Origin of the sequence: Pyramidobacter sp. C12-8, assembly GCF_002007215.1 — a bacterium.
Classification (GTDB): domain Bacteria; phylum Synergistota; class Synergistia; order Synergistales; family Dethiosulfovibrionaceae; genus Pyramidobacter.
In genome coordinates this window covers 64555-76593 of record NZ_MUHX01000012.1, presented here as the reverse complement: position 1 = coordinate 76593, position 12039 = coordinate 64555, and the positions used below count along the sequence as shown (strand labels likewise).

The following is a 12039-nucleotide window of genomic DNA, read 5'->3' as shown; positions in this document are numbered from 1 at the left end:
CGCTCCGCCGCTGATTTTCAGGGTCTCTCCGAGCTTTCTGCCGACGGGGGTCCCGTCGTCGCCGGCGTATTTCATGCCGTCGTCGAGGGTGGCGACTTCGTGGGTCGTGCCGTTCTTGTCTTCGTACACGATGCGGGTCAGGGTCGTTCCGTCGAGGCCGGGGGCTCCGTCTTTCACGTGGATGTCGGCGCTCGCTCCGTCTTTCCCGGTCAGGCCGATGTGGCCGTCGACGCCGTTCTGTCCCGCGGGGCCCTCGCTCCAGATGGTCACGCCGTCTTTGCCGTTCGCTCCCGCCACTCCGATCTTGCCGTCCTTGCCGTCCTTGCCGACGGTGACGCTTGCGGCGGAAATGTCTTTGTCCATCATCACTTCGATGGTGGTTTCACCGGTCGCCGTGTTCTGGCTTACCTTGGTCTTGATGTTCTCGCTGGAATACTTGTCGTCGTCCTTCGTGCCGCTGCCTTTCACCGTCACCTGGCTGCCCAGCTTGTTGGTCACGGCTGTGCCGCTGTTGGCGCCGAATTTCAGGCCGGTGTTCGTCAGGCCGCTCTGGCTGGCCGCGACCGCAAGTTTCAATTGCCCTTCGGTCGCGGCCTGTCCGGCGCGGGCATTTTCGCCCCAGCCGGTATCGAGCGTGGTGTTGCTCAGGCCGGCGATGGCGCCGGTTGCGCCGTTGAGTTTGATTTCGTTCGTTCCGCTCTTGACCGTAACGCTGGCGAATTCGGGATTCTCGACGATGCCGTAAGTGATTTTCTTGTCGGTCAGTCCTACGGTCAGATTCTTGCCTGCCGCGAATTCCACGGTCGGTTTCACGCCGCCCAGGGCGACGTTCGAGGTCGTGCTGCCGGCTTTCAGGTCGAAACCGCCCTGAAGCTTGGTGATGTTGCTGGTATTGTTGGTGATGTTGCCGGCGTTCGTGGTCACGCGGTTATCCAGGTTGGTGATCGCGCTGTTGTTGCTGATGTCAATGTTCTGGCCAAGGTTGGCGTTGGCCGATACGGTCACTTTCGCGCCGTCGGTCCCGTCCGCCGCTACGGCCACGTCGATCTTGTCCGCTTCCCCTTCAAATTTAATGTTTTTCTTCGCCGCGCCGCCCAGCGTGATGTCCTGTTTCGTGCCCGCAGCGTTGCTGACGGTGAAGCCGGCCTGTAACGCTGTGATGTCGGTAGCGCTGCTTTCAACTTTGCTGTCTACAGCTTTTAGTTGAGCCACGTTCACAGCGTCGCTGTCTTCTTTTCCGGCCGCGACGTTGACGATCTGGCGGGTGGCCTCGGTGCTGCCGATGGAGAGCGCGCCAAGGCTGCCCTTCACGGTTGCCTGCACATTGGCGTTACCGTTGAGATAGACATCGTTAGGAGCCGCCGTGCCGCGGTCGGCAGTGCTAGCGGAGCCAATTGCAACGCTGTTGCCGACAGTTGCAATCGCACCGTTCCCAAGTGCCACAACACCGCGAACGTACGCTTTCGCGCCCTTGCCCAAGGCAACGGACTCGCTGCCGCTCTGCGAGTTGGCGCCGATAGCGACGCCGCTGTTGCCGCTTTGCGATTTAAGGCCAATGGCAACGCCGCTGTCCGTCTCGACCTTTGATTCTGAACCGATGGCAATGGATTCGCTTCCTTTTGCCTTGCTCGATCTGCCGATCGCAATGGCCTTTTCTCCCATGGCGCCGTCGTTGTTCCAGTTTGTGCTATCGGGGCTCGCGCTGTCATCCGCTTTAACGGAAAAATAATGCACCCCACCGGCTGCCGTCCCTACCATTGCGACGACGGCCTTGAGCTGGGCCACGTTGACGGCGTCGGTGTTCTCCGTGCCGGCAGCTACACCGGTGATCTGACGATTGAACTGTTCGGACCAGGAGCTGTTGCCGCCTGTCGTCCGCCCAACAGCGACGGCGCTTCTCGTGCTTGCAGCGGTGTTCTGTACTGCCGCATCGCCGCCCATATAGACCGAGGTTTTATCTGTCACAGGGCCGCGGTCGGCGACGCTGTAGCTGCCGATAGCCACAGCGTCCGTTTGGTCGCTCACGGCCCGTATGCCCAACGCCACGGAAGCGCTTACCTCGGGATGATCCTTGACTCCGGCAATGGCATCCGTACCGATGGCGATGGAATCGTTTCCCAGGGCGCCCTGATAGCGGTAGTCCTCGCTATCGCTCATACGACCGATCGAAATGCCACCCTTTCCGGCCGCATGCGAATCATGCCCCAGGGCTACCGAAAAATCGCCTATGGCGTGCCCCTTCCGGCCGATGGCGACGGCCGAATCTCCCGTGGCACCGTCGTTATTCCAGTTGGTTCCATCGGGACTCGCGCTGTCGTCCGCTTTGACGGAGAAATAATGCACACTGCCATCAGACGCGGCGAGGACAACTTCTTTTTGCTTTCCGTCGGCCGCCGCGGGAACTGCGCCGGCCGGCAGCGCCAGCGCCAAAGCGGCGCCAGCGACAGTCGCCGCGCAGAGCAGGGACCGCAGTGACACGCCGCAGCTCCCGCAGTTCCTGCCGTTGCGTTTCACCAGCTTCGAAACGACCACACGGCAGCCCCTTGCCCCGCTCCAGATGACTTGGTAAACCTTGTTCATAAACACACTCTCCTCAGGCAATCATAAAACAAGCCGAAGCCCCCCGTTCTTCGGCAGTTTTTTCCACGAGTTTTCGTTCGGGCCGGCGCCCGTCCCGCCGCAAATTTTTCCGCTGCTTTCTCGGGACTTCCTTGGCGCGAGCCTTTGGCCCTGTTTCAAGCTCCTTTGAAAAATGGGAGCCTTCGTTCATGTTCCCATTAAATGTAAACTGATAACTATCATGCATTCAAATTGTAATTAGATTTCTGATGATATCATATCACCCCCCCCCGCGTAAAGATGCCTTATTGTTTATATTGCTCATTTTCATCGACTTCCCCGCGCCCGACTGCGCAGGCTTGCGCGACTCTGTGCGATGGCAAATACCCATCGGAAACTTGCGGAATACAAGAAAAAGAGGTCACTTCAAAAAAAGAACTGCCCCCCAAAACTAGATTCCTGGTCTAGCTTTTGGGGGGCAGTTCAGAATCGAGGCGCCCCTTCGTTTTTTCTTCGCTGGATTCCATACCGTACTCAAGTGCTGCGCACAAGCGGAATAAAACGCAGCATTCGTATTTGAGGACCGTTCCGTAATTTCGAGACAGCCTTTCTTTGTTTAACCCCTTGCCGTACCGGCGGTTTTCTTGAAAAAAGCGCCGGATGTCACCGTCTCGAGAGACGTTGGGCGCTTTTTCGACAGCCGCCGTACTCCGCCTTATTTTTTGCGTTTCATGCGCAGGGATAAATGCCCCAGCACAGGCGAACGCTCCGGCGTGGGGACGGTGAGGTTCCGATCGATCCGTTGTCCTTTCTCGGAAACGTCGAGCAGAGAGGATTTGGAGCGCTGCAGGAGCTGGCTGGGATAGACGCTGCGGTGCCCGACGATCATGAACGACGTGACGCTGACGACCGCGGCGAACGGCGCGGCCTGGCCGCCCAGCAGTTCGACAGCCATGATCGTTGATGCGAGCGGCGCGTTGGCGCTGCCCGCCAGAACGCCGACCAGTCCCCAGGAGGCGTAGGCGATCGTCTTCAGCCCGAAGAACGAGGCAAAGGCCGCGCCGGCCGACGCGCCGATGAAGAAGATCGGCGTCACCACGCCGCCGCTGCCGCCGCAGGAGAGCGTCAGTACGGTCATGAGGATCTTCCAGAGCCATGCCCACGGGGAGACGCGGCCGCCGTGAAGCACGGAGACCATGCCCGCCTCGCTGAGTCCGAAATAGGAATCGCCGACGCACCAGGTCAGAGCGAGGATCAAAGCGGAACCGATCACAGCCTTCGCGGTCAACGGCGCTTTCAGGTCATGAAACCATTTTTCGGAGAAGTTCATGATCTCGATGAAGCACAGGGAAACAAGGCCGAAGAAGACGCCGGCAGCTAAGGTCCAAAGGAAGTTCTGCGGCGAAAAGAGCGGCAGGTGCTCCGCCACAGGGAAAAACGAATATTTCAGTCCCAGCAGCAGCGCCGTGCGCCAGGCGACGACGCCGCTCAGGAACGAGGCGAACAGCACGTCGTAAAAGATCTGACCGATGTACAGGACTTCAAGCGCGAAGACCGCGCCGGCCACCGGCGTGCCGAACACGGCGGCAAAACCGGCGGAAACGCCGCAGACGACGAGCTTCTTTTTATCCAGATCGTTGAACTTCAGCAGCTTCGCCAGCGTCGAAGTCAGCCCGGCGGCGATCTGCGTGGCCGGGCCCTCCTTGCCCGCGGAGCCGCCGGCGGCGACCGTGACGATCGTGGTGATCATTTTCACCGGCACGACCTTGACGTCGATCTGCCCGGCCCGCTCGTGAACGGCCTCGACGACTTTTTCGGTACCGTGCCCGCTGGCGTCCGGGGCCAGATAATGAACCATCAGGGCGCTGGCGGCAAGCCCCAGCGGCAGGATGGCGTAATGCCAGATTCCCGTCAGTTTCCCCGCAACGCCGATGGAGAACTCGAGCAGCTCCACGAACAGGCTGACCGCGCCGCCGACGACAAGCCCCGACAGTACGGCCAACGCCGTCCATTTGATCACAGCGTAACACAAAACGAACTCTTCCAGAAAGATGCGGATGCCTCTGTTATCTTTACCCACTCTTCATCCCCCACTTATTCGATCGCGCCGGCAGCAAGCGCCCGACGCAGGATGCAGAACGCCGCCAGGTCGTCGACACAGCGCGGCGGCACCAACAGCGAAAGCGGCACGAGCCGTCTCAGACCCCGCGGCGGGTGCATGTCCCAGTACAGCCGGCGCGCTTCCAACGTCGTGTTCAGCTCTTCGACAAGCTCAACTTCAAAATGGCGCTCCAGTTCCTGTACAAAGCGCGCGTGTCCGGTGCCGTTGCCGCAAAAGACTTTGGCGATCTTTCCGTCTTCGGGGAGTTCCCCTTCGAGCAGCCATTCTTCGCAGCCTTTGCAGGAGCGAGCGGCTCTCAGGGCAAAATCCTCGAGTTCTTCCGCCGGAACGATCCCCGACGCCACGAACGTGCCCTCAGCGCCGCCAAGCGCCCAGCCGAATTTCTGTCGTCCTGGATCGATGCCCAGATACATTTCAGCGATCCCCCGGTACTGTGCTGGCCCAGCGCGGATAGAGCCACAGCAGCCACTGCCCCGGATGTTCGCGGATCCAGGCGCTGATGCAGTCGTTGCACATTTTCAGACAGCTTTCTTCGTTTTCGCCGAACGCGGTTCCGGAGGGCTCCGCGAGCGCCGGCTCGAAAATCACCCGATGGGTAAAGCCGTCGGGGTTGCGCACGATATGCGTCGGCACCACGGCCGCGCCGAACTTCGCGGCCAGCCGGGCCACGCCCGTCGGCGTGCTGGCCGGCAGCCCCAGGAAGGGGACGACAAGCCCCTGATCCTTGGCGTCCTGATCGTGAAGAACGCACAGCACTTCGCCGTTTCGCAGGCAGCGGATCGCGCCTTTCAGGCCCTGCCCTTTCTGCACGTTCCGCGAACCGGCCAGCGAACGAAGCTTCATGAGCAGGGCGGTGATGCGTTGATCGCGCTGATTCGCCGCGACGACGTTGAGCGGATATTTTTTCGACACGCAGATGTTGGCGATCTCCCAGTTGTCGAGATGCCCCAGCAACAGGATGACCCCGCGGCCGCGGGCGAGCGCCTGCCGAAGGTTTTCTTCGCCCTGCAAAGCGACATACCGTTCGACGGTCGCCGCGATCTTGGGAAGGCGCAGCGTTTCCGCCACGGCCCGGCCGATATTGCGGTAGGAACGCAGGACGATCTGCCGCGCCGGCGTGACGCCGACGCCCAGCGCGCGCACGCAGCGCGCTTCCGCCTTGTCGACTCTGCTTTTGCAGACCAGCCACATGACCTTTCCCAGCGCGTCTCCCAGCCGGACCGCGGTTTTGTGCGGCAGCCGGCAAAAAATCGCTTTGAGAGCGCAAATCAAGTACCAGTAAAAATTCTGCATGGATTCTCCTCTCTCTGCGGCCGTCGTGAGAACGCCGCTTCGCGCAGCGCGCCGCAAAAAAGGACCGGAAACTGCCTCCGGTCCTCGTGCGCCGACAAATTACTTTCTTCGGGCCTGGTTGGCGACGGCTTCCGCCGCGGCCTTCGCGGCTTCGGGATCGCCAAGATAACGGTGCGAAACGGGGCGCAGGTTCTCGTCCAGTTCGTAGAGCAGCGGGATCCCCGTGGGAATGTTGAGCCCGACGATTTCCTCGTCGCCGATGCCGTCCAGATGTTTGACCAGCGCCCTGAGGCTGTTGCCGTGCGCCGCGACGATCAGCCGCCGCCCTGCCGCGATCTCCGGACAGATCACCTCGTTCCAATAGGGCAGAACGCGGGCGACCGTGTCTTTCAGGCATTCGGTCAAAGGCAGTTCGGCCGGGCTCAGATTCACGTACCGTGGGTCGTTGCCGGGATAGCGGGGATCGTCGCGCGTCAGAGGGGGCGGCGGCACGTCATAGCTGCGGCGCCAGATCTTGACCTGCGCCTCGCCCGCTTTTTCGGCCATTTCGGCCTTGTTATATCCCTGCAGAGCGCCGTAATGGCGTTCGTTCAGACGCCAATCTTTGACGACCGGGATCCACATCTGGTCGAGCTCTTCCAGGGCGAGCCACAGCGTTTTGATGGCGCGCTTGAGGCAGGACGTATAGGCTTTGTCGAACACGAAGCCTTCTTCCCTCATGAGCCTCCCGGCAGAACGCGCCTCTTCGATCCCTTTCTCCGACAGCGGCACATCGGTCCACCCGGTGAAACGGTTCTCTCGGTTCCATTGACTCTCGCCGTGACGCAGGAGAATTATCTTATAAGTCATGATCGCAGCCTCCAGAGAGTAAAAATGTTCTGTGCCGATAGATGTATTTTAGCTGAAAAAACAGCCGGCGTCGAGGATTTTCTCCGCGACAAATGCCGCTTCGTCTCCTGCGGGAGAAACAGAAAAAGCCCGTCCTCTCCGGACGGGCTGAAAACACGAAACGCTTTTACTTGGAGTAGAACTCGACGACGATCTGCTCGTCGGCGATGTTGGGGATGTCCGCCCGTTCGGGCAGGCGAACGATCGTTCCCTTGCCGCCTTCGAGGGTCAGCCATGCGGGCTTGGAAACCGCTGCCGCCGCTTCGAGGTTCTGTTTGAGGACCACCATCTCGGCGCTGTTCTCGCGAACGGTGACAACATCACCGGGGTTGAGACGCACGCCGGGCATATCGACCTTGCGGCCGTTCACGAGGAAATGACCGTGGCGAACAAGCTGACGGGCCTGAGGACGGGTGACGCAGTAGCCGAGACGATAGATTACGTTGTCGAAGCGGCTCTCGAGCAGGACCAGCATGTTGCTGCCGGTAACGCCATCCATCTTCTTGGCGGCGACGTAAACGGCGCGAAGCTGTTTCTCGCTCACACCGTAGGCAAGGCGGATCTTCTGCTTCTCCTGAAGCTGAAGCCCATAAATGGACTGCTTCGCACGACGACGAGGCGCTCCTCCGGGAGGCGTGGCCTTCTTGGCAAGCAGCTTATCGTACTTGGGGTTGCCGAATACGTTGGCACCGAGCCGACGAACGATCTTCCCCTTGGGAGTGACCTTTCTGTTGACATTCTTGGACATTGATTATGTTACTCCTTCGCACAAAAGAAATTGGACGGATATTTCTTTCCAGCAGCCTGTAAAACTTACTTCAAAGATCAGTTTCTGTCAAGGAGAGAATCGAGTTTCTTCAGTATTTTATCTATGAAAAACGCGCCTCGTTCTCTTTATCCCTCGACAGATCCTCTATTTCGCTGCCGGATCGCCGTTCTTGTACGCCAAGGGGATGTTCAGAACAGGTTTCTTGCCGAGCCGGGAAAGTTTGAAAGTGAAAATTCGGCTCTGTCCTTCGATCGGTTTGTCGTCCATATCGAGGACATCGATCCTGGCTTTGTGCGTGCCGCTGCCGATCGCAACGGCCTGATCGCGGTCGTCGGCATAAAGGATCTTCCCCTCCCTGGAATCGATCGAGACCTGAACGGCCTCCATCGACTCGATCACCTGGCCGTCCCCGGTATAGGCCGTGTTCTCGACAAGAAAATCATAGGCTTTGCCGCGATCGTAGCAATACCAGCCCAGCGCCGCAAAAATCAAAACAATCGCAAGGTTTACGAGGATTCTTTTCATCTTCATTTCGTGCCTCCGTCCGCATTCTGACCGCGGAACTGCGCGCGGGCAATCTCACGATCGGCGTGCCGTCTCCAGGCATGGAGCACCAGCGCCAGCGAAATGATGCCGTACGACACAAAGACGCGGAAAAATTCGCCGATCTGTGCGTCGCCGGTCAGATACTTGCCGGCCATCGGCGAGACGACGAACATCAGATGGAACAGGATCACGCCGACGAACACGTTGAGGATCGAAGCGCGGCTGACGCTCGCGCCGCCGACCAGCAGCGAGGCGATGGCGAACACGCCGGCCTGTTCGTGGCTGTTGTAGGTGTTCATCGTGCCGACGTTTTGCAGGAAGATAATCTGTCCGTAGCAGGCCAGCACCGTCGAAATCACGATGGAAATAACGCGGGTGCGAAGCACGGGGATGCCCGCCGAATCGGCCACGGCCATATCCTGTCCGGTCGCGCGCATGTCCTGTCCCAGCTTGGTTTTGCGGAACCAGACGATAAACAGGCAGAAGAGCCCAATGACGATAAACGTCGCGACGGGGATCTGGATTCCGAAGATCTCAAGCGGAACCAAGTCGTCGAGGCAACGGCGAATGCTGTCGAGGTTGATCGTGTTTCTGATCCCGTACCCTCTCGACAGCACCAGTTTCGTGTTCGTGATCGGCACGATGCTGCCAAAACCGTACAAAACCGCCAGCTGGTACACGCCGTTCATGAAAAATCCCAGAATATACGACGTGACCATTTCGCGGCCGCGGGCTTTGTTCAGGACAACGCCGCAGATCCACCCGAAAAAGATCGCCAGCGGCGTGGCGATAATCGCGGCGAGCACCATGCCGTTCAGGCCAACGACGTTCCAGTCGCTGACGAAGATCAATCCGAGCTGCCCGGCCATGGCTCCCAGGACCATGCCAAAGTTCAGTCCCATCCCCGCCATAATGGGGACGAGCAGCGAGAGGACGAGGAACGAGTTGCGCGACAGGCGGATCAGCATCTCCTGAACCAGATAATCGAGCGAGAACCGGGAAATGGGAATCGCAATGGCGCTCACGACGAGAAAGACAATGGGCACCGCGTTCCTGATAAGGAACATTTTGATTTTATTCGTATTGTTCATCAGGATCTCACCTTCGTCACACGAGTCAGAGCATACAGAATCATGCCATTCGACACAATAATACGAATGACTTCAGACATATCGGTCTGGATCATGCTGTTGATGACCGACGGCGTCATCGTCAGGATCCCCTGGAACAGGATCGTTCCCACGATCACGTTGACGATATTGGCTTTTTTCACGGACGCGCCGCCGATCAGGATCGCGGCCACGGCCGGAAACGCCATGTAGAAAGGCCCCATGTAGAGCTGAACGAAACCGAAGCACTGTTCGTACATGATGATGCCGATCGCGCCCAGCCACGTGGAAAGGATGACCGACAGCGTGCGCATCTTGTCGATATTCACGCCGCTGGCGCGGGCGTAGTCGGGATTGGAACCGACGATGGTCATGGCCGTTCCGGTGCGGGTCCGCATGAAAAGGGACATCAAGCAGCACAGCAGCAGGAAGAAAAGGAACATTCCCGTGGGGAACGCCAGGAACTCGTTGATGCGAAACGCGCCGATGCTGCTGATGGCGTTCTGCCAGAAAGCTTCGATGGAAATGGTCGTGCGCAGCCCCTTGCCGGCGTAGCCCCAGACCATGTTCGGGCTCTTGTAAGGCAATACCAGCCACATGATGCACATCAAAGCGACGGACGAAAAACCGACGTAGGTGGCGATCATCATCTCGCTGCCTTTGACCTTGTTGAGCAGAAGTCCGTAGCACCATCCCAGCACGATGGCGATAGGCGTGGCGATCAGCATGGCGGTGAGGATGCCCGGCAGTCCGGTGACTTCGAGTTCGACGCTCGTCACGGCGCCAAGCAGCCCGGCGATGATGCCGAGAGGCAGACCGAAATTGAGGCCGCAGCCCGACTGGACCATCGGCACCATGGCCAGCACCATGACGCCGTTCATGCCGAAACGCACCAGCGTGTCGTTGATCGACGCGTCAAGACGGACGCCGACGAATGGAGCGAGCACAAATAACGAGATCAGGAACAAAGCGATGAGGATTCGCGGCCAGCCAACGTCCTCAATAAAATTCTTGATGTCTTTCATTGATTCGCAGCCTCCTCGCTGGTACCGAGCATCAGATAGCCAAACTCCTCCGAAGAAGCGGAAGCGGGCTTGATGCCGACGACCGTTCCCTTGTCGATAATCGCGATGCGGTCACAGATCGAACGCAGCTCTTCCAGTTCGGAAGAGATCATCACGATGGTCATGCCGAGTTCGCGGTTGTACTTCTTCAACGTATCGAGCACGACTTTTTTCGCGCCGACGTCGATGCCGCGCGTCGGTTCCGAAACGAAAAGCAGTCGGGGATGCGTCTCGAAAGCTTTGGCCAGGCAGATCTTCTGCTGATTTCCGCCGGAGAGCTCGCGCACGCGCTGTTTCGGGCTGACGCACTTGATCTCCAGCTCCTGAATGTACTTTCTGGCGCATTCCAAAATGGCGTTGTCGTCGCGGACCTTCACCAGACCGCCGCACGACGGTTTGAGAAAACGTTTCTGATTCTGCAACGACGTAAAGATGATATTCCACGCGATCGATTCGTCGAGCAGCAACCCGACGCCGCGGCGATCCTCGGAAACCGAGGAGATTCCCATCGACAAAGGCGAGGTCGGGTCGTTCAACTGTACGGCCTTGCTGTCGAATTCCACCGCCCCTCCGGACGCATAAAGTCCCATAATGCCGTTGGAGATGCCAAGTTTGCCCTGTCCGGCCAGACCGCCGATGCCGAAGATCTCGCCTTCCTTGATGTCGAGATCGACGTCGCGCACCGTTTCGCCGGGCATATCGACCCACAGATTGCGAACCTTCAGGATCTCCCGCCCAAACTTGCGCTCTTCCGCGTCGCCCTGGGCCGCCTTTTCGATGTTGCGTCCCACCATGCTGCTGGCGATCTCGCGCACGGTCGTCTTCGACGGCTCCGTCGTCAGCACCACTTCTCCGTCGCGCAGAACGACGATGTCGTCGCAGACTTCCATGACCTCGCGCAGGCGGTGCGAGATGAAGATGATGGCGATGCCGTTTTTGGCCAGCCGACGCATCGAATCGAGCAGAATCTCCGCTTCGCTCTCGGTCAAGACCGCCGTGGGCTCGTCGAGAACCAGAAGCTGCGTTTTGCTCTTGTCGATCTCGCGGGCAATTTCCGTGAACTCTTTATGCCCGACGGGAAGCTCGGAAATGAGCGTCTCGCCGTCGAGCGAGAAATTCAGCTTTTTGATCGCCTCTTCGGCGCGAAGCTTCATGTCGGCGCGATTCAGCGTCTTCAGACGTTCGCCGAAAGCTTCGACCAGAGGGTTGTAAACGAGCGACTCGCGATTGAGAACGATATTCTCCGTGACCGAAAAGCCGGGAATCAGCGAAAATTCCTGATGGACCATGCCGATGCCGGCTTCCAGCGCATCGTTCGGGCTGTGGAAATCGGCTTCCTTGCCGCTGATGTAGAATTTGCCCTCGTAACCGCCTGTCTCGGCGATCACGTTCATGCCGAACAGAATGTTCATCAGCGTCGATTTCCCCGCGCCGTTCTCACCGACGAGACCAAGAATCCGTCCTTTAGCCAGGGAAAACGAGATATTCTTGAGAACTCGATTCCCGAAATAGGCTTTGCCTATTTGTTCCACACGAAGCAAAGGTTCTCCTCCCATGGACGAGTACCTCCTTTACCAGATAAACCGCCGTTCCAAGCGGTCAGAAATTGATCTATTACCTTTGCTATTTCTCAATTAAAAAGCCGAACGCAAGGGCGCTGCGGGGGAGATTCACAAAGCGAGCTGCGCA

Annotated in this window: 10 protein-coding genes; all 10 read right to left on the bottom strand. The window is 58.9% G+C overall.

The genetic code is table 11. The features are described from left to right. Window positions 1–2580: ESPR-type extended signal peptide-containing protein (locus B0D78_RS06455; RefSeq protein WP_256385759.1), on the bottom strand; the 2580-nt coding region annotated here is incomplete at its 3' end. Window positions 2581–3274: 694 nt separating this feature from the next. Then, entirely contained in the window at window positions 3275–4639 is a 1365-nt protein-coding gene (locus B0D78_RS06450; RefSeq protein WP_078016162.1) for a chloride channel protein, read from the bottom strand. A 14-nt stretch (window positions 4640–4653) separates the two neighbouring features. Further along, complete coding sequence (locus B0D78_RS06445; RefSeq protein WP_078016161.1) at window positions 4654–5094, bottom strand: hypothetical protein; 441 nt, start codon at window positions 5092–5094, stop codon at window positions 4654–4656. 1 nt (window position 5095) lies between these two features. Further along, window positions 5096–5974, bottom strand: coding sequence for a lysophospholipid acyltransferase family protein (locus B0D78_RS06440; protein WP_078016160.1), 879 nt, complete (start codon window positions 5972–5974; stop codon window positions 5096–5098). A gap of 99 nt (window positions 5975–6073) precedes the next feature. Beyond that, window positions 6074–6823, bottom strand: a complete 750-nt coding sequence (gene gpmA, locus B0D78_RS06435) for a 2,3-diphosphoglycerate-dependent phosphoglycerate mutase (protein WP_078016159.1) — start codon at window positions 6821–6823, stop codon at window positions 6074–6076. A gap of 166 nt (window positions 6824–6989) precedes the next feature. Continuing rightward, window positions 6990–7610, bottom strand: a complete 621-nt coding sequence (gene rpsD / locus B0D78_RS06430) for a 30S ribosomal protein S4 (protein ID WP_078016158.1) — start codon at window positions 7608–7610, stop codon at window positions 6990–6992. Window positions 7611–7775: 165 nt separating this feature from the next. After that, window positions 7776–8162 carry a DUF6672 family protein gene (locus B0D78_RS06425; protein ID WP_078016157.1) on the bottom strand — a complete coding sequence of 129 codons (387 nt, stop codon included), beginning with the start codon at window positions 8160–8162 and terminating at the stop codon, window positions 7776–7778. Further along, window positions 8159–9268 (bottom strand): ABC transporter permease, encoded by a 1110-nt coding sequence (locus B0D78_RS06420; protein WP_078016156.1) that lies wholly within the window; start codon window positions 9266–9268, stop codon window positions 8159–8161. Before B0D78_RS06420 ends, B0D78_RS06425 begins: the two co-directional genes overlap by 4 nt. Next, entirely contained in the window at window positions 9268–10311 is a 1044-nt protein-coding gene (locus B0D78_RS06415; RefSeq protein WP_009163566.1) for an ABC transporter permease subunit, read from the bottom strand. Before B0D78_RS06415 ends, B0D78_RS06420 begins: the two co-directional genes overlap by 1 nt. Beyond that, window positions 10308–11906 (bottom strand): sugar ABC transporter ATP-binding protein, encoded by a 1599-nt coding sequence (locus tag B0D78_RS06410; protein WP_078016155.1) that lies wholly within the window; start codon window positions 11904–11906, stop codon window positions 10308–10310. The genes B0D78_RS06415 and B0D78_RS06410 overlap by 4 nt, the downstream gene beginning before the upstream one ends. Window positions 11907–12039: the final 133 nt, after the last annotated feature.

Excerpts from the sequence above, each read along its gene's own strand:
- B0D78_RS06425 (WP_078016157.1), bottom strand. The coding sequence starts at position 8,162 with ATGAAGATGAAAAGAATCCTCGTAAACCTTGCGATTGTTTTGATTTTT.
- rpsD (WP_078016158.1), bottom strand. The coding sequence starts at position 7,610 with ATGTCCAAGAATGTCAACAGAAAGGTCACTCCCAAGGGGAAGATCGTT.
- B0D78_RS06420 (WP_078016156.1), bottom strand. The coding sequence starts at position 9,268 with ATGAACAATACGAATAAAATCAAAATGTTCCTTATCAGGAACGCGGTG.
- gpmA (WP_078016159.1), bottom strand. The coding sequence starts at position 6,823 with ATGACTTATAAGATAATTCTCCTGCGTCACGGCGAGAGTCAATGGAAC.
- B0D78_RS06445 (WP_078016161.1), bottom strand. The coding sequence starts at position 5,094 with ATGTATCTGGGCATCGATCCAGGACGACAGAAATTCGGCTGGGCGCTT.
- B0D78_RS06415 (WP_009163566.1), bottom strand. The coding sequence starts at position 10,311 with ATGAAAGACATCAAGAATTTTATTGAGGACGTTGGCTGGCCGCGAATC.
- B0D78_RS06410 (WP_078016155.1), bottom strand. The coding sequence starts at position 11,906 with ATGGGAGGAGAACCTTTGCTTCGTGTGGAACAAATAGGCAAAGCCTAT.
- B0D78_RS06440 (WP_078016160.1), bottom strand. The coding sequence starts at position 5,974 with ATGCAGAATTTTTACTGGTACTTGATTTGCGCTCTCAAAGCGATTTTT.